The sequence below is a fragment of the Legionella sp. genome, from assembly GCF_049790535.1.
Taxonomy (GTDB): domain Bacteria; phylum Pseudomonadota; class Gammaproteobacteria; order Legionellales; family Legionellaceae; genus Legionella.
Genome location: NZ_JBAQZB010000154.1, coordinates 76,577 through 101,601, shown reverse-complemented (window position 1 = coordinate 101,601; position 25,025 = coordinate 76,577). Strand labels below are relative to the sequence as shown.

Sequence of the window (25,025 nt, the reverse complement as noted above, 5' to 3'; positions counted from 1 at the left end):
GCACTTACCGCAGATCGCATGCCTGGTGTTCCACAAATTTGGGCAGCACTCATTGCCTTAATTAGTGAAGGATTTGAAGATGCTCATTATTTTTTAGGACATCACGACCATAATCACGACCATAATCACAACCATCATCACGCCCATAATCATGAACACCATCATGAACACAAACAGCTTGGAGCTCATCAACATCATGAACACGCTCATCATGATCTTCCACACTTACTAAAAGAACATCTTGAAACTAATGTAGGCCATAACCATAATGACGATATTCCCTCCAGAATTCTAAAAACGATTACCATTCCTTTATATGCTTTGGCTGCAACCTGGGATTGTTTGGCAAGTAAATTAAATAAATCCAGTGATTCAATTAATAATAAAAAACGAACACTTACCTTTACCAGAGCTTGGGATAAACAGCGAGGAAACAAAAAAGAAGTTGACGTAAATTTACCGGTTAATGTACAAAAAACATCAGCAGAATGGCAAATGGAACATAGCCTTTTTTTGATTCAAAAATATGAGAAAAAACACCTTAATAAAATAGTCATTGGAAGCACAATTGCCAAAGAGAAAAAACAGGAGTTACTTAAATTACAAAAGACTTTACGTGAAGCAGATGTGCAATCGTTACCAGGGATATTAAAAGAAACTGAAAAAAATGCGGTATTGCATCAACATCGATTATTTGCGTACCCCGGAAAACAAACCAGTACACAGATATTTATTGAGAAATTACCACAGCGAGTTGGTATAACCAGTGCTGCATAAACTAAATGGGACATGAATTATAAAAACATTAGTTTCATAAGATGCTCCCAGGCAAATACCCCCTCATCAATTGGGCCAAAATTTCGTTTAAAATCAAAAAAAGGAGGATTTGGCATCTAATTATGGTTTAAAAGCGATCATGAAAAGCTTTTAGCAATACATCCGGCCCTAAGGCTAGGGACTACAGGCCTCGGTCTTCGACCTTCCTTGGCCTGCAGCGTGAGTCTCATCAGATTCACTTGAAGATTCCGATGAAAAAAAGACTAAACTAGAATTATTTCTCTCTTTGTTTTTTATATCAGCACAAGCATTCAATTTTTTAATATACCATGCGTGCACTATTTTTAGATCGGCTTTCGAATAATGTTTAGGAACAAATTCACTTGCCAGTTCAACTACATATGAGGGTTCAACACCAAATTTTTTCACTATAAAATCAAGCGTCTTATTTATAATAAGGTGAATCCTTAGTACTTAATAAACAATATAGGAGCCTTGAATCTAAAGGTATGCCTTTATTGATCAACCATTTAAAAATCGATAGGTTTTCATCTGGTCGTTCTTTAGTATATCTATCTAAAAATAAAAACATTACATTTTCTTTCATCTCTAAAAGATTTATCCACTGTATTGGGGAGCGAACATCAAAACCTTTGCTAATAAGATGGTCAACAAAGGGAATGATTTTTTCTTTATTTTCAGCGTATGGGATAAATATCAATTTATGTAGGTGATCTAATTCCCTTGGGTATACTGGAAAATGCCCTGATTTAAAAACAGGCATAGAATATAAACTCTCTTTTTTAGAACCCCTCCAACTATGACCTCGTTCATATTGAATAAGCCCATCCAATTGACATAATTCCTCTTCAATATGTTTTTCTAATTTATCACGATAAGCATATTTCTTAAATAAAGCATCATCCTCAAGCTCCCCGGTAGCTGCTGGATCAATTGTGCGGAGAATCTCTGCTATAAAAATTCTATAGATGGCATCATTCTGATGTTTTTCAAAGTAAGGGGCTTCATAATTCTTAGCCCTCTCTAACATTTTTATACAAGTAAGATTTTTATCACCGTTTACAAAAAAGAAACCATTTTCTATATAATGATCAATATCGTTATTAAAATCGAATCTCACTTGGCTGAACGACTTTTCTATTAAAGGCAAGACATCAAAATGATTAGTTTGTACTTTTAAATTAGAAGGTATAACACAATCAAAATCAGCAATGGCTGCCTCGCTAATATTCAATGTATGGAGATTTGCTCCTATATAAATCTTGACTAAATCAATTATATCAGCAAATTTTAATTTATTTTTCTGCAGAAACTCGAGAAGTTTAAAATCTTCTTTCACTAGCTCAAAAAAATCATAGATTTTTATATTTAACTTGTTAACCTTACAATCATTTTCAAGCTTATTGAATGATTTATCTATTTCTTTACCTATTTCGGTATTTTTTTGAAGATTAACTTGAATTATGTGTATGTTACGATCGAGCGATGAATGAGCAATGACATTTTGTAGAAATGGGTGTTTTGCTGAATTGAATATAGGACAATAATCTTCAGAAAAATTAAACGATGAATTATTAGTAACCCAAATTAGAATAATATCTTTGATCTTATGTTCACTTGGCATATTATTTTCTCCTATAAAAATCGAGATTTAAATAATAATTTATGAGCAACTTCAAGAGTACAGACTGTTGCTGAAAATGTCTTTAAAATTTCCTTATTGATTAAATAAGAATTAACCATACCATGAAACCGATGTACAATCTAACTTTATAAAAATTTATTGATTTTTAAAGCAAAAGTAATATTAAAGATAGAATACTTTTAACCTTCAGCATTCTGCAAATTTAATAATCTCCTCGATTGTCCGCACAGTCTGGCTAATTAATGGCAGATTTTGATGTGATTCTACATTTAAACGCAATAAGGGTTCCGTATTAGAGGAGCGCAAATTCAAACGCATTTGCTCAAACTCAAGACTAATACCATCTGTTCTATCTATTTTGGGAGCAAATTTGGAAAAATGAGCTTCGACTACCTCCATAATTTGCTGTGGTTCTTTCACTGTGTAGTTAATTTCACCACTACATGGAAAAGCTGCAACCCGTTCATTAATAAGATGTCCCAGTGATTGTCCTGTTTTGCTCATAAGCTCAATAACCAATAACCATGGAATCATGCCACTATCACAATAAGCAAAATCACGAAAATAATGATGTCCACTCATTTCACCACCATATACAGCATTTTCAATGCGCATACGTTCTTTAATAAAAGCATGGCCCGTTTTGCATTGGATGGCCTGTCCTTTAGCACGAGCAACAATATCCAGTGTATTCCATGTTAACCGTGGATCATGAATAATTTTCTCACCAGGATTTTTTTCCAAAAAAGCTTCTGCCAATAATCCAACCAGGTAATACCCTTCAATGAATTCACCACGATTATCGAACAAGAAACAGCGATCAAAATCACCATCCCAGGCAATTCCCATGTCCGCATTGTGTACTTTAACCATTTTTGCAGTAATTTTCCGCTTTTCTGGCAACAATGGATTAGGAATTCCATGGGGAAAATCACCATCTGCTTCATGATTAATTTTAATAAAGGTGACGGGAATATTTGCTGCTATAAAACGAGATTCAATTGCATCAATAACATGACCTGCTGCGCCATTCCCAGCATCAACCAACAATTTTAAAGGTCGTAATTGATCCATTTGAATGTAAGTCAGCAGATGACTTACATAAGCATCGAGAATAGAAACTTGTTGCAATTGGCCTTTTTTTTCGGCTAATTGAAATTGCTGTTCCACTACCATTTGCTTGATAACATGTAAACCACTATCACCACTAATAGGAGCGGCACCTTTACGTACTAATTTCATACCATTATAGTCAATTGGGTTATGACTCGCCGTTACTTCGATGCCCCCATCAACCTCCAGGTGAAACACAGCAAAATAAACTTCTTCTGTACCTGTCATACCAATATCAATTACATCGGTGCCTGCATCCATAATTCCGCGTGCCAATGCTTGTTTTAGCGGCTCACTGCTATGACGCACATCACTACCCAGCACAACAGAACGTGCTTTTAAAAATTTGGCATAGGCAAAACCAATGCGATAGGCAATGTCTTCAGTTAACTCGAGTTCGAGTTTACCGCGAATATCATACGATTTAAAACATGCAATGTTCATATTAAACCCGTCCATAATTATCTTGAAAACGTACGATGTCGTCTTCTCCCAAATAATCACCGCTCTGTACTTCGATCATTACCAGATCAAGAACACCAGGATTTTCTAATCGATGTTTGCGACCGGCAGCAATATAAGTCGATTCGTTCACGCGAACAAAAAATTCTTCCTCGCCATTTACAACCTTTGCCATACCACTTACCACAATCCAATGCTCACTGCGGTGATGATGCATTTGCAGACTTAAACTTGCACCTGGTTTTACTTCAATTCGTTTAATCTTAAAGAATTCATTTTGCTCAAGAATAGTATATGTTCCCCAGGGTCGATGTACCGTACGATGTAATTTATAAGCTGCATGTTCGCCCGCCTTTAATTGGTTATAAATATTTTTCACATCTTGCGCCCTTGACCTATCAGCTACCAACAATGCATCAGGTGTATCAATAATCAGTAAATTATCAATGCCAACACCACCAATGAGACGACCACTACTTTTAATGGTGCAATCAGCTACGTCATGCAGTAATACATCGCCTTCAATGCGATTCCCTTTTAAATCTGGGATGATTAATTCATCTAGCGAAGTCCAGGAACCTACATCGCTCCAGCCAATCTGGCACGGTATAACCGCCATATTCGCAGATTTTTCCATAACAGCGTAATCAATTGAATTATCAGGAACGAGTGCAAAAGTTTTTTCTTCCAGTTCCAGACCCATAATAGATTGATGTTTTATAGGACACGAATGGGACAAACAGGTGCGCACTGTCGCAAGAATTTCAGGGCAATGTGATTCCATAGCACGTAACATCGTGCCAGCAGCAAATAAGAACATTCCTGAGTTCCACAAAAAACGACCTGAAGCAACATAGTGTTCTGCTTTTTCTAAAACGGGTTTTTCCACGAAACGCACCACCTCAGTAGCATTTGTTTCGATATAGCCATACTCTGTCTTCGGTTCTGTAGGGGAGATACCAAAGGTAACTAATTTATCATCTTGCGCTAATACCAAAGCTTCAGAAACAGCATTTTGAAAAGCATTTTGGTCTAAAATTAAATGGTCAGCAGCAAGTACCAACATCATGGCATTTTCACCATGCATTTGAATCGTTTGCAAAACTGCAGTAGCAATAGCGGCGGCTGTATTACGGCCAAAAGGCTCCGTAATATATTTAATTTCTATACCACTCTGATTGATCTCAGCGCTTTCTTCAATAATTTTAAATAAAAATTCTTTATTCGTAACAATCAGTGTTTCATGTACATCAGGTAACAATGCACCTCTGATAAACGCTTTTTGAAACAGGCTTTGACCATCAGCAAGACGTATAAATGGTTTTGGATGCAATTCACGAGACACAGGCCAAAGGCGTGAACCAGCTCCCCCACAAAGAATGATTGGAATTAATGGCATATAAATCCTCTTGTTCATACTTCATTCAAAACGCTATTGCAACGATAAATGAAATCTATAATTAATTGCTCTGTAACAACAGTTCCTGAGCATGAGAGCGTGTCTGTTCAGTAATTTTCAAACCACCCAACATTCGAGCAATCTCATCTATTTTTTCTGCTGATTCAAGTAAAGAAATACGAGTAAATGTTTGGGTACTATCACTTTGTTTTTCCACCATAAAATGATTATGTGCTGAAGCAGCAACTTGAGGTTGATGAGTTACACAAAATACCTGCAAACGCTCACCCAATTTTCGTAACATTTGGCCTACAAGGGCAGCTGTAGCACCGCCAATTCCTACATCTACTTCATCAAACAATAAAGTAGGGGTTGAACCTTGTTGTGCGGTGATCATTTGGATGGCTAAACCAATACGAGACAATTCTCCACCCGAAGCAATTTTACTTAATGAATCCGGCTGCATCCCAGGATTTGTACACACTTTATATTCTACCTTGTCCAAACCATGTATCTGCATTTTCTCCAAAGGAGATAAAGCAATTTCAACCCATCCTTTAGGCATACCCAATTTTTGGATACTGGCAGTGATTTCCTTTGCCAATTTTTGTGCTTGTATTTGTCTTCTCTCTCTAAGCGTGTATGCTGCGGCTTCATAAGCAGCAACCAATTGGCTGCGCTGCCGCAGTAAATCAGCCAATTTACTTTCGCTATGCTGCAGGTTTGTCAATTCGTTCTGCAACTGTTGGGCATGAATATGTAATTGGCTACTATCAATATGGTATTTACGTGCAAGCTGATGAATAATGCTCATGCGTGTTTCGATGTCATGTAACCGTTCCGGATCAAGAGAAATGTGTTCAGCAAATTGTTGCATTTCATCAATTACCTCTTCACATTGAATTAATGCATTATTAATCAATTCGTAGCTGTTCTTGATTTGTGCCTGCTCCTGCGGTAATTGACTTATAAAAGACACTATTTGATTTAAAATAGTACATATATTGGGTTCGTTCTCAGCATTTAATAAATGAAGTACCTGTTGGCTGGAGTGCAAATAGTCCTTAGCATGATGCAACATTTGGTGTTCTTGATGCAATGCCTCAACTTCATGTTCATGCAAATTCAACGCAGAAAGTTCTTCAATTTGAAATTTTAATAGTTCAATGTGATCAGTCTGTTGCTCCTGATTTTGCAGGGCATCAATTTCTTGTTGAATCTTGGAGCATTGTTTGTAAAGGTAGGCTACTTCTTCTAATAAAGGTTGATTCTTGGCATATTGATCTAATTGTTGTCGGTGTGTTGCATGCTGCATTAACATCTGATATTGATGCTGACCATGAATGTGCACCAATTTTTCGCTTAATTCTTTTATTTTTTGCAGAGGAAAAGGCTGACCATTTATATAGGATTTGGAACGGCCTTCAGCATAAATGACACGACGCAAATAAATTTCACCTGTGTCACAGGGTATGTCCTGTTCTGTTAACCAGTGCGCAGGTTCTGAATCCTGATGCACATAAAAACTCGCGGTAATATCACATTTATCTTGACCAGGGCGAATCACTGAAGCATCCGTTCTATCCCCTAACGCCAACATCAATGCATCGATCATAATGGATTTACCTGCACCGGTTTCACCGGTAAAGGCGGTCATTCCCTCAGAAAAATCTAATTCCAATTGGTGTACAATCGCAAATTGTTCAATGCACAGAGTGGTGAGCATGATTTATCCCTGATGTTTGGATTCCCAACCAAGTTTAGATCGTAATGTATCATAATAATGATAATCAAGGGGATGTAATAGTCGTAATTGATAGCCATCTTTTTGAATAACAACTTTTTGGCCAGGCTTTACCATGCGTGACTCATGACCATCACAGCTCACCCGCAGATCGGATTCATTCCATTGGCTGATGTGCAGCTCAATTTTTGCTTCCCCATCAATAACTAAAGGACGTGAGCTTAAGCTATGGGAAAACATGGGCACTAAAACGATGGCATTTAATTGCGGATGCATAATTGGACCACCTGCAGATAAAGCATAAGCAGTAGAACCTGTAGGTGTTGAGACAATCATACCATCTGAACGATAATGACTTACTAATTGCTCATTGACATACACAGAAAACTCAATCAAATGGGTTTCGTTACCTCGTGATAAGACAACATCATTAACTGCATCGCCTTCAAAATAGGTACTCGTTTCGTCATAAATTTTCGTGTGCAACAAAAAACGTTTTTCTTCGGTATATTGTCCGGCTAAAACGGCACTCAGCTGTATTTCAATATCATGCGGTAAAATATCAGTGAGAAACCCTAAGCGTCCTCGGTTAATACCGACAACAGGAGTATTTACCTTAGTGGACATACGTGCAGCTGAAAGCAAATTTCCATCACCGCCAATAGCAATAATTAAGTCATTTTTTTTACCCATCTCCTTTTTGGTTAAGACAGGTAATTTCATATCAAAACCATGCAGTGTATCAATATGCTGATACACTGTAACATTTTGCTTTTGCAAAAATTCAACCAGGCGCTGTAAGCTTTCGCTTACCCCCTGATTTGCTCGATGTTGACGTGCGTATAAAATGACGCGTTTAAATTTACTCTTCACTATTTGAGACTCGTGATGCTTTTTTACGTTCATGTTCTTTCAATGTTTTTTTACGAATGCGAATCGACTGTGGCGTTATTTCCACCAATTCATCATCATCAATAAATTCTAATGCCTGTTCCAAGCTTAATTTGATTGGTGGCGTTAAGATGATGTTTTCGTCCGTGCCTGAAGCACGCATATTGGTTAATTGCTTTTCTTTGGTTACATTTACGACCAAATCATTATCTCGGGCATGAATTCCTACAATCATCCCTTCATAACAAACTGTTTGCGGCTCGACAAATAAACGACCACGATCCTGCAAATTAAATAAAGCAAATCCACGGGCAATACCCTGACAATTAGCAATTAATACACCATTTGCCCGTTTACCAATACGCCCTTTAATTGCAGGGCCATAATGATCATAAACATGATACATCAAACCCGTACCGGAAGTGGATGATAAAAATTCGTTATGAAAACCAATAAGGCCGCGAGTAGGAACAATATAATCAAGTCGTACACGCCCTTTCCCATCGGGAACCATATTCTGCATCTCACCACGACGTTCACCTAATTTTTCCATGATGCTGCCTTGATGCGTCTCTTCCACATCGACAGTTAAGCGTTCATAAGGTTCTTGCTGTTCACCATCAACCTCACGCATAATCACTTCTGGTTTACTGATTGCTAATTCATAACCTTCACGACGCATGGTTTCAATAAGAATGGATAAATGCAATTCTCCTCGACCAGAAACTTTGAATTTATCAGGATCTTCACACTCATCAACACGCAATGCGACATTATGCAGTAATTCAGTCTCTAACCGCTCACGAATTTTTCGTGATGTAACAAATTTACCTTCTTGACCTGCAAAAGGTGAATCATTTACCTGAAACGTCATGCTGATCGTAGGCTCATCCACAGACAACGCCGGTAAACCTTCAACCATAGACGGATCACAAATAGTATCGGAAATCTTCAAGCCTTCAATACCCGTAATGGCAATGATGTTACCCGCATTGGCTTCTTCAATTTCAACACGTTCCAAGCCTTTGAAACCCAGCAACTGTAATAAGCGACCTGAACGAATAGTGCCTTCTTTATCAATAATTTTTACTGGAGATTTTGCTTTTATTTGTCCACGACTAATGCGACCAATCCCAATAGTCCCTACATAAGATGAATAATCTAAAGAACTGATTTGCATCTGGAAAGGACCTTCGGCATCTACTTTAGGCGCATCTACTTTATTAATAATTGTTTGTAATAAAGCACTCATGTCAATAGCTTCATCTTCTAATTCCAGCTTGGCATAACCATTTAATGCTGAAGCATAAACCACAGGAAAATCCAATTGCGCATCTGTTGCCCCAAGATTATCAAACAGATCAAATACCTGATCCATAACCCAATGCGGCCTGGCTCCCGGACGGTCAATTTTGTTGATTACTACGATAGGATGTAATCCACGCGCAAACGCTTTTTGAGTGACAAAACGTGTTTGTGGCATCGGGCCATCAACAGCGTCCACCAAAAGCAATACACTATCTACCATAGATAAAATACGTTCGACCTCTCCCCCAAAATCAGCATGTCCTGGAGTGTCAACAATATTAATTTGATAATTATTCCAATAGACACACGTATTTTTCGCAAGGATAGTAATGCCTCGCTCCTTTTCTAAAGCATTAGAATCCATGACACGCTCTACTTTAGGTGCCCTCTCATTTAGAGTACCAGTCTGTTGTAATAATTTGTCTACAAGTGTGGTTTTACCATGGTCTACGTGAGCAATAATGGCAATATTGCGAATTTGATCAATCATAAATAGCCTTTAGAGGAAAAAACGAAGTATTTGTTCATAGATTTAACATTATACACGAATAGATGGCTAAAACCTATTGGGCACCAAAATATTACATCAACTTACTAACGCGTTCGAATTTAAATAAAACCCATTGGTTAATAATTAAAAGCTTAGCGAACAGAACAAGTTAATTTTTGCTAAACTAATAGTGAAAGACTTAAAAAAGGATGGCTATGAACCAATTAATTCTGCATCCCACCGATATGAGTCAATGGCATGCTTTAGTCAATGAGGCTCAAGCAGCAACTCAGCTTATCTTGAATGAAAACACTGAAAGTTATCTGGTGTTTTTATTAATGCGTTTTTCTCAAACGCCTAAACTAATGGAATCCATCGTCGCGCTTGATTTTTTAGAATCCCAGCACCGACCTCGACCTTTACAAATGCAATTCATGCGTGATGTTGGCGATAAAAGTTTACTCTTTTGTGGTCTTTTTCCTGGTATTGCGACACGACGTCATGTCAGTTTGAATTATTTTTTTGAATTAGGGCAGAGCGCTTATTTAACAGTAGGAGAACTGGAGGAAAAACCATCTGCTGATTTATATTTTCAATTAAGCGAACAATTCGCAATGTTACAACAAATACTTCAGGCGATGCGTGGAGAATACTTGAACTTAAATCAAATAGATTACCCGATTTTATCTTCGACAAAATTTACCCTTCAGTAATGAAATAGCGGAACCAAAACCTACTTTGAGAATGATATTCTTCTTTCCGTTGACGATCCGAACTGAATACCCGCAACGTAGGTGTAGAGATCATTGTTGATCATAACTCTTGATGAAACAACATCGTTACATCAATAGAATCAAAAACATAGTTTTGATTACAAAAATCACAACAAATATCAATTTGGCCTTTTTCTTTTATGAGTTTTTGTGCTTCCTCTTTACCTAAAATATAAATAACCTGCTTCATTTTTTTATGACTGCAACGACACTTAAAATGTATTTCACGACCATCAAAGATCCTAATTTCTGTCTCATTATAAAGACGATAAAGTAACGTTTGATTATCAAGAGTAAGTAATTCTTCCTCGCTCACTGTTTGCCCCAATTGGACCGCGTATTCCCAAAACTGTTCTCTATGAGTAGAGTTTTCTCCTGGCATTAATTGCAGTAACATTCCTGCAGCTGCTGAATCATTAACCGCCAACCAGACTCGGGTTGAAATTTGTTCCGATCGCGCAAAGTAATTTATTAGGTTTTCACTCATGGATGTTGCTTCAATGGGTACAGTACTTTGATAAGCATTCGTTTGATTGTCTTGATTAAGGGTCATCACCATGTGACCAGTAAGAAATGCACTTACATAATCTGTGGTTTGCAAATTTTCTTCAAATTGAGCAAATGCTCTTACATTAAGATCATGATCACATTGCACTAATAGTAAAGGCAAACGTTTATCACCTTGAAACTGAAGATTTAAACTGCCTTCAAATTTAATACTGGATGCCAATAACAAACAAGATACTAAGGCTTCACCCAAAAGATTTTTTACCATGGGTGGATAATTACGTTGCTCCATAATGGTTTGATAGGTTTTTTCAACATAAACAATTTCACCACGAATAGGGGCATGTTCAAAAATAAATCGCTGCAAGACATCCGCTTCGTTCATAACAAACTCGTATTAGAAAATAAGCATTATTCTAACATAATTTTTTCCTGTTATTTCTGGAGAAATTAATATCATCAACTATGCTTAAAATAACAGCGAACAATTTAAGGAAGAATCATGATCGATAAAAATCTATTTGCTCCTTTCATCAAAACTTTAGACAAAATCCTTTTAGGTATTGAAGAACCTCAAGAAGCAAATAATAAAGAAGATGAATTCATTGAAATTGATACCGAAGAAGAGTTTGATGTAAAACGGTCCATTAATTAATTATTGCTTCTCTGCTACTCTAAAGTAATAATTCGCTCTTTATAGAGCGAGAATTAAGCATGCTAAACAGCCAACAACTGGCAGCCGTACACTACATAAATGGTCCACTCTTAGTTCTTGCTGGAGCAGGAAGCGGTAAAACACGAGTAATTACACAAAAAATCAATTACTTAATTACTACTTGTGGGTACGCTGCTCATACATTATGCGCCGTAACATTTACCAACAAAGCAGCCAACGAAATGCGTGCTCGCGTGGCAACAGATCTTCCTGCCACCAAACGACGTGGTTTGAAAATCGCTACCTTTCACACCTTAGGCTTAAGTATGATTAAACGAAATTTGACGTTATGCTCTTTAAAAAAAGGATTTTCTATTTTTGACAGCGAAGATTGTTTACAGGTTTTACGTGGTTTGCTGCCAATAAATAGAGCGACAGAGCGCGATTTTGTGCTACAAATTCAACAACGTATTTCGTGCTGGAAAAATAGTTTTTTAACTCCAGAACAAGTCATTCACAATCCCCCTAATGTACCCTTATACGAAGAAGCGGCTCTCCTCTATCCACAGTACCAACAAGCATTGAAAGCCTATAATGCCGTTGATTTTGATGATTTGATTCGCTTGCCAGTAAGTTTGTTAAGCGAACATCCATTTGTATTAGACTATTGGCAAAATAAAATTCGTCATTTACTCGTAGATGAATACCAAGACTCCAATACCAGTCAGTACCTTTTAGTAAAATTGCTCACCGGTGTACGCGCACATTTTACGGTGGTTGGTGATGATGATCAGTCAATTTACGCCTGGCGAGGTGCAAAACCTGAAAATTTAAGGCAATTACAAGAAGATTATCCTCAATTAAAAATAATTAAACTAGAACAAAATTACCGTTCCACTAACATTATTTTACATGCTGCCAATCAGCTCATTTCCAATAATCAACATCTTTTTGAAAAAAAATTATGGAGTGAGTTAGGTCATGGTGATTTATTACGTGTTATTCGCTGTAAAGATGAGCAGGATGAAGCAGAACAAGTAGTTGCTGATATGATCTCGCATAAAATGCGTGTTCGCACTGAATATGGTGACTACGCCATTCTTTATCGCGGCAATCATCAATCACGAACTTTTGAAAAAGTACTTCGTCATTATGGTATTCCTTATAAAATCAGTGGCGGTCAATCATGGTTTGCCAAATCTGAAGTTAAAGATATCTTTGCTTATTTAAAACTGCTATGCAATGAAGCAGATGATGCTGCTTTTTTAAGAGTAATTAATACGCCCAAACGCGGTATTGGTGAAATTAGCCTTAATGCTTTGGGCCACTATGCCCAAGACAGAGGAATCAGTCTTTATACGGGAGCAGATCATCTTGCCTTGACTGAACTCATAGAGGATAAACCCCGTGCTGCCTTATTGCATTTTAAAAAGTGGATGGAAGGAATAAAGAAGCATTTGGATTCCGGCTCGATAATAGAGCAATTAAAACAAATGATTGATGACAGTGGCTATGAAGCTTATATTTACGAACAGTGCGACACGCCCGCTAAAGCACAAAAAAGAATGGATAACGTCTGGGAATTACTGGAATGGGTTGACCGGTTATTGGCTAAAAATTCAAAACTTACTTTAACGGATGTGATTAATAAATTAATTTTAATTGATATCCTCGAACAAGCCGATGATCGAACTACGGATTTCTTACAATTAATGACCTTACATGCATCCAAAGGTTTAGAGTTTCCTTATGTTTATCTAGTTGGTATGGAAGAAGAACTATTGCCTCATCGTGTAAGTATTGACGACGATCAGATCGAAGAGGAAAGACGGCTAGCCTATGTAGGTATTACCCGAGCACAAAAAGGACTGTGTTTTACCTTAGCGAATCAAAGACGCCGTGGAGGAGAAATGCAGGATTGTCTACCCAGCAGATTTTTGGAAGAATTGCCATCGAATCATCTGGAATGGTTTGGTAAAAACGTGGAACGTTGTGAGGAACGGTCTAAAAATTTAGCGAAATCTCACTTAACTGGTTTAAAAAATATGTTGAGTAGCTCCTGATAGAGCATTACTAACGAAGGGGATTACATTCCTTCAGACATTCCAAAGCGAAAAAAGATGACTTCAATGCTTGCAAATGTCGCGAAAGAAGCATCCAGTTTGCAAAGAAGTGCTACTGAAATTACTTCATGTGTTACTGGATGCAAATTAACACGCCTATTGTTAAACAATGCGCCTTTATTTAGCATTTGTCTTATAGGTAACAGCCGTATAATCCAAATCTTTTTTATTAACAGCATCTTACTGCACGCAGTATATAAATGTGTGTTTTACACTTTCAACAAATCTACTGATATACTCCAATAATGAGAAAAAATATTATCCTGCTCATTGTTTCTTTTGCAATGTTTATGGAAGCGATAGATACAACGATCATTAATACCGCTATTCCTGTCATGGCACATAGTTTGAATGTTAATCCAATCGACTTAAAGTTGGCTTTGATTAGCTATCTGTTAAGTTTGGCAATTTTTATTCCTATTAGTGGTTGGATTGCGGATAAATTTGGTGTAAAAAAAGTATTCATTACTGCTGTTTGTGTTTTTACTTTAAGTTCAATTTGGTGCGGTTTTACAAAAAATTTAGAGGAATTGATTGCTGCACGAATAATACAAGGTTTGGGTGGCTCATTAACCATGCCTGTGGGGCGGCTCATTATTTTACGAACGTGTAACCGCGATGAACTCATTTCCAAAATGAGCCTTGTGGTCATGGTTGCTTCGTTAGGTATGATGCTTGGACCTTTGTTGGGGGGAATAATCACACATAATTTTTCTTGGCGCTGGATATTTTGGGTCAATATTCCTGTCGGCATTTTAGCAGTTCTTTTATCAATAAAACTATTACCGCCCATGCCCCCCGAACCAGTCCCCCCGCTGGATAAATTAGGTTTCCTTCTTTTTGGCAGTGGACTTGCGACCTTAACTTTTGGCTTATCGATGCTTAGTGAATCCGATTTCACTACGAACCACTCTCCGTTTATGCTGGGAGTTTCTTTTTTATTATTAGTGGCTTATGCTTCTCATCATGCTCGTAAAAAAAATTACCCTATTATTAAAGTAGAGCTATTACGAACACGTACTTTTTGTGTGGCCGTAATAAGTAATTTATTTGCACGCTTAAGCTTTGGTGGTACTCCTTTTTTATTGCCTTTAATGCTACAAATTGGCTTAGGTTTCTCCTCGCAACAATCTGGTTTTTTACTTGCGCCGATCGCTTTAGGCGTCTTTATAGTAAAACCTTTATCATTATATATATTGCGCTGTTTTGGTTATAAAAAATTATTAATTTTAAATACTACCTTGGTAAGTATTTCTTTATGGTCGTTTTGCTCTATCAGCATCTCGTCTACACTTTACGAAATTGCTATGTTAACCTTTATTTATGGATTTTTAATCGCGCTTCAATATACGGGCATGAATTCTTTAGCATATGCCAGCGTGAGCAAAAACGACATCAGTGCAGCAACAAGTATAATGAGTACCATACAACAATTAGCGCAAAGTTTTGGGGTCGCTGCTTCAGCTATTCTTATTAGCATCTTTTCAAGCCATCATCTTTTATCTGTCAAAGTGTTTCAACAAACCTTTTTAATGCTTGGCGTGTTAACCTTTTTATCAGGGACAATTTTTCTTTACCTGAAAAAGGATGATGCTAATGAATTAATTAATCCTCCCCAAAGATAAGTTGGGTGAATCATTAGAAATTTTAAAAAAAATCATCTATGATGTACCAGCATTATATGAGTTTTTGCATTAAATAGAAAAAAATTAAAAATATTTAATAAAAAAACAGCACAATTAATAAAATAATGCTACAATGAGCAGGTAATAATTTAGGAAATTTAACATGTCAGATAAAATACGCGGTACAGTAAAATGGTTCAATGAGTCCAAAGGTTTCGGTTTTTTAGAAAGTGGCGGTAAAGATTATTTTGTACATTTCAGTGCTATTCAGGGCAGTGGTTTTAAAACCCTTGCTGAAGGAGCGGCAGTAATGTTCAAAGCAAGCAATGGCCAAAAAGGTCCTCAAGCTGAAGAAGTTGAAGTAGTCTAATCATATTTACTTACACCCTGTTTGTTTTAAAATAATTCATTTTGAAATAAGTGGGGTGTTTTATTTTGTTCTTTATTAACTCCTGCTAAAAAAAATATAGATATCGATAGCTCCATGCTATTTACCTCTAAAAAATGGATTATTATATAATAAGTAACCTGTTTTTATTCCACTTTAAACATTAAAAAAGAAAGGAGTCATGAGGATGAATAAAAAGATTGCAGTTATTGTAGGAAGCTTACGCAAAGAATCCTTTAATAAAAAAATGGCTAATGTACTGATTTCTTTAGCACCCTCCTCTTTGAAACTAGAACTTATTGAAATTGGTAATTTACCTTTATACAACCAAGATTTAGATGATGAAAATACGGTTCCACCAGCCTGGACTCACTTTCGTGAACAAATGAAATCTTGTGAGGGCGTGATATTTGTCACTCCTGAATATAATCGATCAATTCCTGGCGTACTCAAAAATGCCATTGACGTAGGTTCTCGTCCTTATGGTTATAGTATCTGGAGCAAAAAACCTGGAGCAATCATTAGTGTTTCTCCGAGCGCCATTGGCGGCTTTGGTGCAAACCAACATTTGCGACAAACATTTGTATTTCTGGATATTCCGGTATTACAACAACCAGAAGCTTATATAGGACAAGCTGGGAATTTATTTAACGCCAAAAACGAACTTGTACGCGAAGATACAAAAAAATTCCTCAGCAATTTTATAGAAACTTATGCAAATTGGGTTGAGTTAAATACCAGGAGCGTTTCGTAATTTAGTTAAATTGTAGCAGCAGGTAATTCAACTGATGCTTTGTTTTCTCTGAATTGCTCTTTATTGTTTTTGTTAAAACAGAAAAACTTAATCTATTTTTAGCACTGGTTGCACAATATGCAAGTCCAAGAGCAACAGGTGTAGCAGTAGCACCTACAATAGTGCCGCCAATATACCAGTACCAACTGCCGTTTCCAAATATCCAAAAATAGCAATTGCAGCGGTAATTCCACTAGCTTGGCTTGATGTAAGACTTGTGCTCACTAATGCTGGCTGAACATATTCAATAAGCGTCCACAATCCTATTCCTAATCCATTGACACCACCTATGACCACCACCTATAGTCCCTACACCACAACCTTCTAAACAATCTATAATTAATCCTTATTTCTAAATCACGCGCAGTATATAAAATTTCAATAATTAATCAAAAAAATCTGTGAAATTTTCTGAATTAAAGATTCGAGAATACAGTATTAACCTGATGCAATTCACCACAAAGATTTGTTTCCATTTGAATTTTTATTTGAGCAGTTTTCAGTTTTTTACTTAAGAGATACAATAACTTACAATGGGCTGCCTCAGGGGTCATATCATGACCACTAATAAGGCCAGCCTGTTTTAATGTGTGCCCAGTGGGGTATTGACTCATCTCTACTCTTCCCTGTTGACATTGGGTGCAATTAATAATAATAACTCCACGGTTACACGCATCTTTGAGTAAATCTAAAAATCGTGAATCATTATTTTGTGCATTACCTGTACCGTAAGTCTCCAAAATCAAACCACGCAAAGGCTGATTTAAAATATAAGCAAGCACCTCTGAGGCAAAACCCGGAAATAATCTGAAATTTGCAATAAACTGTGGTTCAATGGTTTGCAAGCGGAAGGGTTTCTCAGGTAGTTTTAATGAAAGATTTTGATCTACTTTAATGTCAATACCTATGGATGCTAAATGCGGATAGTTGGGAGAATCAAAAGCATTAAACCCTTGCGCGCTAATTTTTTGTGTGCGATTACCTCGCAATAGACGCTGGTTAAAATAAATACATACTTCATGTATGGACTGATGCACACATAACCATAAAGATGTAATAATATTATCAATCGCATCATTACGTACTTCAGATAAAGGAATTTGGGAACCTGTAATGATCACCGGCTTACCTAAATTCTCCAGCATGAATGATAAAGCAGATGCAGTATATGCCATAGTATCGGTACCATGAAATACAATAAATCCATCATAATGATCGTATTCCTCTGCAATATCTTCAGCAATACGATTCCAATCACTCACCGTCATATTGGAAGAATCCAGCAAAGGCTGATATTCTTTAATAGAAAATTCAGGCATGTCAGGATGCCTGAGCAAGGAAATTTGCTCCAAAGCCGATGCTAAATAACCCGGAGCAGGCTCATATCCATTAGCTGTTTTGATGCAACTAATGGTGCCTCCTGTATTAATAATCATAACATTTTTTTTCATATGGCTTCCCAAAAACTCCTTTGTTACGTCTTAGACTAATGCCTAAATTATATAACTATTGCTGTCCCTGTGAAAGCGACTTTCAGTTTCGGGTTTTCTCTACCAAGGCAATAATTTAGATTAGCCTTTAAGTTACTTGATTTTTTTTAATAATAATTACGGATTTAATTGCAAAAGTCTTGTAGTTTATGGAAAAATCAAGGTATTAGCGGTTTAATCTAAACAGTGACATCATGGTGATTGATCGTGCCGGTTATCGGTTGAATGTAGGTATTATCCTTGTCAACGAACAAAATAGAGTTTTTTGGGGAAGAAGAAGTGGACATGATGCCTGGCAATTTCCACAAGGTGGATTAGCCGCAGGAGAAACATCCACGCAAGCAATGTTTCGAGAGTTACATGAAGAGGTAGGTTTAGATAAGGAAGATGTACACGTTATAGGCTCAACGAAGCGTTGGTTAAAATACAGACTTCCGAAACAATATCTACGTCATGGCAGCGAACCTATGGTTATTGGACAAAAACAAAAATGGTTTTTGCTCAAACTAATAGCCAGTGAGCAAAAAGTAAAACTGGATTTAAGCGATTCACCTGAATTTGACAGCTGGCGTTGGATCGATTTTCATGAGCCAGTAGGGCAGGTTATTTTTTTTAAGCGTCAGGTCTATGCTCAAGCGCTGAAAGAGCTGGAACCTTTGTTAAATAATCGCCATATATCTTATGGTTTGAAACGGAAAAAGAGGTAATCATAGGCCTACATGCTCAAGGTACTTAAACGAATAGTTCAAGAGGTCACCGCCGCGCAACGTCTCTCCGAGGCGCTAGGGATTCTGGTACAACAAATTAATAAAGCCATTAATGCCGAGGCCGCTTCCGTTTATCTTATTGATACCAAGCATGCGGAATATGTTCTCATTGCAACCGAAGGGTTAAATAAGCAAGCTGAGTTTCGCGTGCGCCTTTCCATTGATAGCGGTTTGATTGGCCAAGTCGGACGTCGTGAAGAGCCCATTAATCTGGAAAACGCTCCTTCGCATCCCGATTTTTATTCCCATTCCTTACTTGGTGAAGAGCGATTTAAAGCCTTTCTTGGCGTACCTATTATCCAACATCGAAAACTCTACGGGGTGTTAATTGTTCAACAAACAGAACAACGTTGTTTTGACGATAGTGAAGAGTCTTTTTTAATTACCTTAGCTGCGCAGCTTGGTGGAATTATTGCTCATGCTGAGGCAACAGGAGAGTTAGCTAAATTAACCCAACCCAAGCCTCTAGGAGGAGTCGATAAAGTCGAGCCCACGCTTACCACTTTAGTAGGAATTGGCTCGGCTCCAGGGATTGGCATCGGTACGGCTATAGTTGTTTATCCTCAAGCCGATATTGATGCAGTACCACGCCATCCCGTGGAAACTTTGGATGAAGAAATACGTACTTTTTATGAAGCACTAGAAGCTACTAGGGAGGACATGCAACGTTTAGGACGACGCATGAAAGCCATTGTAGCCGAGGAAGAGCACGCATTATTTGATGTATATATACGTATTCTTGATAAAGACAGCTTGGGGGCTGAAGTAGAACAAGTGATTCGTGAAGAAAAAATCAGTGCCCAGGCTGCTTTAGCAACTGTAATTAAAAAACACATCGCCCAATTTGAAAGTATGGAAGACTCTTATCTGCGTGAACGTGCAAGTGATTTTCGCGATTTAGGGCGCCGTGTTTTGGCAGCATTACAATGGTCACAACATGAAGAAATAGTTTATCCTAAGCGCGCTATTCTAGTGGGTGAAGAGGTCACCGCAGCAGCCCTTGCCGAAGTACCTGCAAGCTGTTTGGCTGGAATTGTGTCGGCCAAAGGCTCTAATAACTCTCATGTCGCCATTTTAGCACGGGCTTTAGGTGTTCCTACTGTTATGGGGACTCGCGGATTAAAACCGGAATTTGTGTCTCGACGTGCCATGATTGTGGATGGTTATTACGGCCAAATTCACATTTCCCCCTCTAAAACAGTATTGGCAGAGTATAAATTACTAGAACAAGAAGAACAGGCACTCAATCAAAGCCTAGTTAGCTTACGAGATAAACCTGCTGAAACTACAGACAACTATAAAATTTCACTGCAGGTTAATACCGGTTTGGCAATGGATGCTGGTTTGTCCATGAGTGTAGGCGCTGAAGGAGTTGGTTTATATCGATCCGAAGTTCCATTCATGAGCCGCGATCAATTCCCCTCTGAGGATGAGCAAACCATTATTTATCGTCAAACATTAAAGGCCTTTTCCCCACGCCCCGTAACAATGCGTACTCTGGATATTGGTGGTGATAAAGTACTGCCTTATTTTCCCGTAAAAGAAGAAAATCCTTATTTAGGTTGGCGTGGAATACGTGTCACTTTAGACCATCCTGATGTATTTCTTATCCAGGTGCGTGCAATGATGCGTGCCAGTGAGGAATTAAATAATTTACGTATTATGTTACCTATGGTAACAAATCTGAGTGAAGTTGAAGAAGCGAAATATCTTGTTGAACAAGCATTTGCCGAATTATTAGAAGAGGGTTGTGTCATTGAAAAGCCTAAATTAGGCGTGATGATTGAAGTTCCTGCTGCCGCCTATCTGGCTCGTGAAATTGCGAAGCGTGTCGATTTTATTTCCGTAGGAAGCAATGATTTAACTCAATATTTTTTGGCTGTAGATCGAAATAATGCCCGTGTTGCCGGCCTTTATGATTCGATGCATCCGGCGATGTTACGGGTATTGCTTAAAGTAGTTGAAGGAGGACATGCTGCTGGGGTTGAAGTCAGCATCTGCGGAGAAATGGCCAGTGATCCATTAGCAGTTATTTTATTGATTGCAATGGGTTTTGATACCTTAAGTATGAATTCAGCCAGTTTACCTCGCATTAAATGGGTCATTCGTAATTATGCTATTGCCAATGCACGTAAAATTTTGGCTGAAGTTTTAGAGTTTGAACATCCCGCAGAAATACGGCTTCATTTAGAAAAAACATTAGAAGCAGAAGGATTAGGAAGCCTAATCAGAGCAGGAAAATCGTTAGGATGACAATAATATTTCTCCATGGAATAATCTATGCATTGATTGGTATTTTTGCCGGTCTAATGGCAGGAATTCTGGGCATAGGGGGTGGTTTAATTGTCGTCCCTGGTCTGCTTTTTGTTTTCCAACAAATTCAAGTCTTTCCAGAAGATATCTTCATGCAGGTAGCTGCAGGAACGTCTATGGCGATTATGATCATTACATCACAAGCTTCCTTAAAAGCACATTATAAATATGGAGACATCCTTTGGTCTGTCTATGATAAGCTATGGCCAGGAATAATTATTGGCACTATCTCCGGTGCAGTGATTGCTCAATGGATTTCGACTTATTGGTTACAAATAATCTTCGCTATTTTTTTATTTTGTGTCGCAATTAAGATGTTAATGGATGCGAAAATTAGTCATTCTGCACAATTTCCCCAAAACTGGATTAATCGTTTTATCAGTTTTTTAATTGGTTTTAAATCAGGTCTTTTAGGAGTAGGTGGCGGTATTTTGATTATACCCTATCTTAGCCATTGCGGTGTTGCTGCACGCAAAATTGCAGGTGTTTCTAATTTATGCACCCTTACAGTCGCTCTAACAGGATCAATTATTTTTATGATAACCGGTTACCACGAAACCACGACAATACCCTATATGACAGGTTATATATATTGGCCTGCTGTTTTATTGGTTGCACTCTTTAGCTGTATTGCTGCACCCATTGGTGCACAATTAAATTACAAATTACCCGTAGCACAATTAAAGTACGGTTTTATTGTACTATTAATTTTAACGGCACTTAAGTTGCTTTTTTAACAGGAATTTAAACGCTATGCTCATTTATCCTTACATTAATCCCGTGGCTTTTTCCTTAGGTCCCATTCAAATACATTGGTATGGTTTAATGTACTTAATTGGTTTTATCAGTGCCTGGTTGCTAGCACATTGGCGCGTGAGACACTATTCATTGCATTGGACTTCCGAACAAATCAGTGATCTGATTTTTTATGCAGCCCTCGGTGTAATTATTGGTGGTCGTATAGGATATATGCTCTTTTATAATTTCCCGGAATTCATCCATGAACCCTGGGTCTTATTTAAAATCTGGGAGGGCGGTATGTCTTTCCATGGTGGCTTGCTAGGTGTCCTATTAGCACTATGGATCTTTGCTCGTCGATACAAAAAACCATTCTGGGAAGTAGGTGATTTTATTGCTCCCTTAGTACCTATTGGGTTAGGAGCCGGGCGTATCGGTAATTTTATCAATGGCGAATTATGGGGACGAGCAACTGACATGCCGTGGGGAATGGTATATCCTCATGTCGATGAACAACCGCGTCACCCATCCGAACTTTATGAGTTTGGTTTAGAAGGAGTCACTTTATTTATCCTTGTTTGGTGGTATGCTCGTAAACCGCGCCCTGCCGGGCGAGTATCTGCCGTGTTCTTAATGGGCTACGCCGTTTGCCGTTTCATTGCAGAATGTTTCCGCGAACCCGATCCACAATTAGGATACATTGCCTTCGGATGGTTGACTATGGGCCAAATTTTATCTATTCCTATGTTATTATTAGGGCTTTGGTTATGGTGGGTTAAACGATGAATACTTATTTGCATTTATTAGAGCATATTTTACAGCACGGAACTGAAAAAACAGATCGAACAGGAACCGGAACTTTGTCTGTTTTTGGTTATCAAATGCGTTTTGACTTACGCCAGGGTTTTCCCTTGATAACCACTAAAAAATTACATATGCGAAGCATCGTGCACGAATTACTTTGGTTTTTAAAAGGCGATACCAATATTGCCTATTTAAAAGAAAATGGCGTGTCGATTTGGGATGAATGGGCAGATAGTAATGGGGATTTAGGTCCAGTGTATGGCAAACAATGGCGCAGTTGGCCTACTGCTGATGGTCGTCATATTGATCAATTAAGTGGTGTTGTTGAACAAATCAAAAATAATCCAAATTCACGTCGCTTGATTGTGAGTGCCTGGAATGTTGGAGAACTCTCTCAAATGGCGTTAATGCCCTGCCACGCATTGTTCCAATTTTATGTAGCAAACAACACCCTTTCTTGTCAGTTATACCAACGTTCTGCTGATGTATTTTTGGGAGTACCCTTTAATATTGCTTCCTATTCTTTATTGACACACATGGTGGCACAACAATGTGGTCTTGAAGCAGGTGATTTTATTTGGACTGGCGGTGATTGTCATTTGTATCTAAATCATTTGGAACAAGCACGCACCCAATTAGCCAGAATGCCCTTGCCTTTGGCCACTTTAAACATTAAGCGGCAACCCGCTTCTTTATTTAACTATACGTATGATGATTTTGAATTTGTAAATTATCAATCGCATCCGCCAATTAAAGCACCTATTGCCATATAATTTGACTCTCGTCTCTCTGATTGGTTTGTTATAAAATACCTCATCTTTCCATACTTGCAGTTAAATTTTTTTCATTTGATTCAATATGGATGATTGATTCGATGTAAATTGTTCGTGAATTGCCACGGCCACATACTAAAATTACACCTATCGTTTCATTAATCAGAAATTTAAGATTAATAAGCAAGCGATTATTTTTAACATAAGGCTCTGTTTTTACATACATAATTTTATTCCTATTTATCTATTTGGTGACCCCCGTAAATAAGGGGACCTCATAGCCTCCACGCATCCCGTATTTTGAAAAGACAATTTGCCATAAGGACATGGAGCAAGCACGAAAACTCCCCGCACAGGATAATAGATAATAATGCCACATGCGGTAAAAACGTTCATCATAATGTTTTTGCAAATACGGCCAATTGCGTTGAAAATTCTCATCCCAAGCCATCAATGTTTTATCGTAATAGACCCCAAAATTAACCCAATTTTCCATAATCAATAACCCTTCAGAAGCTTTGCTGATTTGCATCATTGACGGTAGCATACCATTAGGGAAAATGTATTTGTTAATCCATGCATCACTTAATGTAGTTGTTACATTATTACCTATCGTATGTAATAAAAATAAACCATTATCATTTAGGCAATCGTGTACTTTTTGCATGTATGCACGGTAATTTAAATAACCCACATGTTCAAACATTCCCAAAGAAATAATACGATCGAAACACTCATTAAGATCCCGATAATCTTGAAAGCGAATTTCAATCGGTAAACCAGCACAATTATGTTGCGCGTAATCACATTGTTCTTTAGAGATGGTGATCCCGACAACCTGTACACCATAATGCTCTGCAGCATATTTTGCAAAAGCACCAAACCCGCAGCCAATATCCAAAACGCGCATACCTGGTTTGAGCATTAATTTTCGACAACTTAATTCTAATTTATTCACTTGTGCCTCATCCAGATTATTAGCATTCTGCCAATAAGCACAAGTGTAATTCATACGCGTGTCAAGCATGGATTTAAACAAATCGTTGCCCAAATCATAATGTTTTCTGCCTACTTCTAAAGCACGTTGTTTAGTTTGGTGATTAATTAATTTTAAGAAAAATAACTTAGGCCACAGCCATTTATTGGATTTTAATTTATTTTCAAGATCAGCGCTTAGAATACGGTCAAAAAATTGATCCAGATGATTACAATCCCACCATCCATCCATATAGGATTCGCCAAGTCCTAAAGAACCCTCTTTGAAAACACGAGAATAAAATGCTTCATTATGAATGCGTATGTCCCAAGCTTCTTTGCCGTTGGGATAGATACCAGCAGAATCTAATAAATTAGAGATAATTTTTTTAACAGCTTTATACTCCATAGCAGCCTCATACTGTAATTCCATCAGTTGAAATAATATGAA

General features: G+C 37.7%; 22 protein-coding genes and 1 pseudogene. 12 read left to right on the top strand and 11 right to left on the bottom strand.

What is annotated here, in order from left to right:
- Positions 1–777, top strand: a pseudogene (locus WA877_RS10905) (hypothetical protein); the annotation flags it as partial.
- 445 nt (positions 778–1,222) lie between these two features.
- Here WA877_RS10905 and WA877_RS10900 read toward each other — a convergent pair.
- From WA877_RS10900 to typA, 6 genes are all read right to left on the bottom strand, one after another.
- Positions 1,223–2,422, bottom strand: coding sequence for a hypothetical protein (locus WA877_RS10900; protein ID WP_425170943.1), 1,200 nt, complete (start codon positions 2,420–2,422; stop codon positions 1,223–1,225).
- A 207-nt stretch (positions 2,423–2,629) separates the two neighbouring features.
- Complete coding sequence (locus tag WA877_RS10895) at positions 2,630–4,000, bottom strand: phosphomannomutase CpsG (RefSeq protein ID WP_425170942.1); 1,371 nt, start codon at positions 3,998–4,000, stop codon at positions 2,630–2,632.
- 1 nt (position 4,001) lies between these two features.
- Complete coding sequence (locus WA877_RS10890) at positions 4,002–5,417, bottom strand: mannose-1-phosphate guanylyltransferase/mannose-6-phosphate isomerase (protein ID WP_425170941.1); 1,416 nt, start codon at positions 5,415–5,417, stop codon at positions 4,002–4,004.
- 61 nt (positions 5,418–5,478) lie between these two features.
- Positions 5,479–7,143, bottom strand: coding sequence for a DNA repair protein RecN (gene recN / locus WA877_RS10885; protein ID WP_425170940.1), 1,665 nt, complete (start codon positions 7,141–7,143; stop codon positions 5,479–5,481).
- A gap of 3 nt (positions 7,144–7,146) precedes the next feature.
- Complete coding sequence (locus tag WA877_RS10880) at positions 7,147–8,034, bottom strand: NAD(+) kinase (RefSeq protein ID WP_425170939.1); 888 nt, start codon at positions 8,032–8,034, stop codon at positions 7,147–7,149.
- The gene (gene typA, locus WA877_RS10875) at positions 8,024–9,850 is read right to left on the bottom strand and encodes a translational GTPase TypA (protein ID WP_425170938.1); all 1,827 of its coding nucleotides are present in this window, start codon (positions 9,848–9,850) and stop codon (positions 8,024–8,026) included. The genes WA877_RS10880 and typA overlap by 11 nt, the downstream gene beginning before the upstream one ends.
- Before the next feature lie 215 nt (positions 9,851–10,065).
- On the opposite strand from typA, the gene WA877_RS10870 reads away from it, so the two are divergent.
- Positions 10,066–10,563 (top strand): hypothetical protein, encoded by a 498-nt coding sequence (locus WA877_RS10870; protein WP_425170937.1) that lies wholly within the window; start codon positions 10,066–10,068, stop codon positions 10,561–10,563.
- Between the two features lie 100 nt (positions 10,564–10,663).
- Here the strand turns inward: WA877_RS10870 and hslO are convergent, their stop codons facing one another.
- Positions 10,664–11,515 carry an Hsp33 family molecular chaperone HslO gene (gene hslO, locus WA877_RS10865; RefSeq protein WP_425170936.1) on the bottom strand — a complete coding sequence of 284 codons (852 nt, stop codon included), beginning with the start codon at positions 11,513–11,515 and terminating at the stop codon, positions 10,664–10,666.
- Between the two features lie 117 nt (positions 11,516–11,632).
- On the opposite strand from hslO, the gene WA877_RS10860 reads away from it, so the two are divergent.
- From WA877_RS10860 to WA877_RS10840, 5 genes are all read left to right on the top strand, one after another.
- Entirely contained in the window at positions 11,633–11,785 is a 153-nt protein-coding gene (locus WA877_RS10860; protein WP_425170935.1) for a hypothetical protein, read from the top strand.
- 59 nt (positions 11,786–11,844) lie between these two features.
- On the top strand, positions 11,845–13,848 hold the full coding sequence (locus WA877_RS10855; RefSeq protein ID WP_425170934.1) for a UvrD-helicase domain-containing protein: 2,004 nt from the start codon (positions 11,845–11,847) through the stop codon (positions 13,846–13,848).
- Between the two features lie 305 nt (positions 13,849–14,153).
- A complete protein-coding gene (locus WA877_RS10850) occupies positions 14,154–15,533 on the top strand; it encodes a DHA2 family efflux MFS transporter permease subunit (RefSeq protein ID WP_425170933.1) in 1,380 nt (459 codons plus the stop codon).
- 163 nt (positions 15,534–15,696) lie between these two features.
- Positions 15,697–15,903 carry a cold-shock protein gene (locus WA877_RS10845; RefSeq protein ID WP_425170932.1) on the top strand — a complete coding sequence of 69 codons (207 nt, stop codon included), beginning with the start codon at positions 15,697–15,699 and terminating at the stop codon, positions 15,901–15,903.
- Between the two features lie 205 nt (positions 15,904–16,108).
- The gene (locus tag WA877_RS10840; RefSeq protein ID WP_425170931.1) at positions 16,109–16,675 is read left to right on the top strand and encodes an NADPH-dependent FMN reductase; all 567 of its coding nucleotides are present in this window, start codon (positions 16,109–16,111) and stop codon (positions 16,673–16,675) included.
- 153 nt (positions 16,676–16,828) lie between these two features.
- Here the strand turns inward: WA877_RS10840 and WA877_RS10835 are convergent, their stop codons facing one another.
- Both WA877_RS10835 and ansA read right to left on the bottom strand, forming a co-directional pair.
- Positions 16,829–17,014, bottom strand: coding sequence for a hypothetical protein (locus tag WA877_RS10835; protein WP_425170930.1), 186 nt, complete (start codon positions 17,012–17,014; stop codon positions 16,829–16,831).
- Positions 17,015–17,130: 116 nt separating this feature from the next.
- Positions 17,131–18,165, bottom strand: a complete 1,035-nt coding sequence (gene ansA, locus WA877_RS10830; protein WP_425170929.1) for an asparaginase — start codon at positions 18,163–18,165, stop codon at positions 17,131–17,133.
- A 236-nt stretch (positions 18,166–18,401) separates the two neighbouring features.
- Between ansA and WA877_RS10825 the strand changes: the two genes are divergently transcribed.
- From WA877_RS10825 to thyA, 5 genes are read left to right on the top strand one after another with little or no spacing between them, the layout of a single operon-like run.
- Positions 18,402–18,911: an RNA pyrophosphohydrolase gene (locus tag WA877_RS10825; RefSeq protein ID WP_425170946.1), complete on the top strand. Its 510-nt coding sequence runs from the start codon at positions 18,402–18,404 to the stop codon at positions 18,909–18,911.
- 12 nt (positions 18,912–18,923) lie between these two features.
- A complete protein-coding gene (gene ptsP, locus WA877_RS10820; protein WP_425170928.1) occupies positions 18,924–21,224 on the top strand; it encodes a phosphoenolpyruvate--protein phosphotransferase in 2,301 nt (766 codons plus the stop codon).
- The gene (locus tag WA877_RS10815) at positions 21,221–22,021 is read left to right on the top strand and encodes a sulfite exporter TauE/SafE family protein (RefSeq protein ID WP_425170927.1); all 801 of its coding nucleotides are present in this window, start codon (positions 21,221–21,223) and stop codon (positions 22,019–22,021) included. Before ptsP ends, WA877_RS10815 begins: the two co-directional genes overlap by 4 nt.
- 16 nt (positions 22,022–22,037) lie before the next feature.
- Positions 22,038–22,808 carry a prolipoprotein diacylglyceryl transferase gene (gene lgt, locus WA877_RS10810; protein WP_425170926.1) on the top strand — a complete coding sequence of 257 codons (771 nt, stop codon included), beginning with the start codon at positions 22,038–22,040 and terminating at the stop codon, positions 22,806–22,808.
- On the top strand, positions 22,805–23,599 hold the full coding sequence (gene thyA, locus WA877_RS10805) for a thymidylate synthase (RefSeq protein WP_425170925.1): 795 nt from the start codon (positions 22,805–22,807) through the stop codon (positions 23,597–23,599). Before lgt ends, thyA begins: the two co-directional genes overlap by 4 nt.
- A gap of 40 nt (positions 23,600–23,639) precedes the next feature.
- Here thyA and WA877_RS10800 read toward each other — a convergent pair whose 3' ends face one another.
- Positions 23,640–23,825, bottom strand: coding sequence for a hypothetical protein (locus tag WA877_RS10800; RefSeq protein ID WP_425170924.1), 186 nt, complete (start codon positions 23,823–23,825; stop codon positions 23,640–23,642).
- A gap of 18 nt (positions 23,826–23,843) precedes the next feature.
- Positions 23,844–24,983, bottom strand: a complete 1,140-nt coding sequence (gene cfa, locus WA877_RS10795) for a cyclopropane fatty acyl phospholipid synthase (protein ID WP_425170923.1) — start codon at positions 24,981–24,983, stop codon at positions 23,844–23,846.
- Positions 24,984–25,025 lie beyond the last annotated feature (42 nt).

Coding starts and splice junctions, on each gene's coding strand:
- WA877_RS10900 (WP_425170943.1), bottom strand. CDS start 2,422: ATGCCAAGTGAACATAAGATCAAAGATATTATTCTAATTTGGGTTACT.
- WA877_RS10895 (WP_425170942.1), bottom strand. CDS start 4,000: ATGAACATTGCATGTTTTAAATCGTATGATATTCGCGGTAAACTCGAA.
- WA877_RS10890 (WP_425170941.1), bottom strand. CDS start 5,417: ATGCCATTAATTCCAATCATTCTTTGTGGGGGAGCTGGTTCACGCCTT.
- recN (WP_425170940.1), bottom strand. CDS start 7,143: ATGCTCACCACTCTGTGCATTGAACAATTTGCGATTGTACACCAATTG.
- typA (WP_425170938.1), bottom strand. CDS start 9,850: ATGATTGATCAAATTCGCAATATTGCCATTATTGCTCACGTAGACCAT.
- WA877_RS10870 (WP_425170937.1), top strand. CDS start 10,066: ATGAACCAATTAATTCTGCATCCCACCGATATGAGTCAATGGCATGCT.
- hslO (WP_425170936.1), bottom strand. CDS start 11,515: ATGAACGAAGCGGATGTCTTGCAGCGATTTATTTTTGAACATGCCCCT.
- WA877_RS10860 (WP_425170935.1), top strand. CDS start 11,633: ATGATCGATAAAAATCTATTTGCTCCTTTCATCAAAACTTTAGACAAA.
- WA877_RS10855 (WP_425170934.1), top strand. CDS start 11,845: ATGCTAAACAGCCAACAACTGGCAGCCGTACACTACATAAATGGTCCA.
- WA877_RS10850 (WP_425170933.1), top strand. CDS start 14,154: ATGAGAAAAAATATTATCCTGCTCATTGTTTCTTTTGCAATGTTTATG.
- WA877_RS10845 (WP_425170932.1), top strand. CDS start 15,697: ATGTCAGATAAAATACGCGGTACAGTAAAATGGTTCAATGAGTCCAAA.
- WA877_RS10840 (WP_425170931.1), top strand. CDS start 16,109: ATGAATAAAAAGATTGCAGTTATTGTAGGAAGCTTACGCAAAGAATCC.
- ansA (WP_425170929.1), bottom strand. CDS start 18,165: ATGAAAAAAAATGTTATGATTATTAATACAGGAGGCACCATTAGTTGC.
- ptsP (WP_425170928.1), top strand. CDS start 18,924: ATGCTCAAGGTACTTAAACGAATAGTTCAAGAGGTCACCGCCGCGCAA.
- WA877_RS10815 (WP_425170927.1), top strand. CDS start 21,221: ATGACAATAATATTTCTCCATGGAATAATCTATGCATTGATTGGTATT.
- lgt (WP_425170926.1), top strand. CDS start 22,038: ATGCTCATTTATCCTTACATTAATCCCGTGGCTTTTTCCTTAGGTCCC.
- thyA (WP_425170925.1), top strand. CDS start 22,805: ATGAATACTTATTTGCATTTATTAGAGCATATTTTACAGCACGGAACT.
- WA877_RS10800 (WP_425170924.1), bottom strand. CDS start 23,825: ATGTATGTAAAAACAGAGCCTTATGTTAAAAATAATCGCTTGCTTATT.
- cfa (WP_425170923.1), bottom strand. CDS start 24,983: ATGGAGTATAAAGCTGTTAAAAAAATTATCTCTAATTTATTAGATTCT.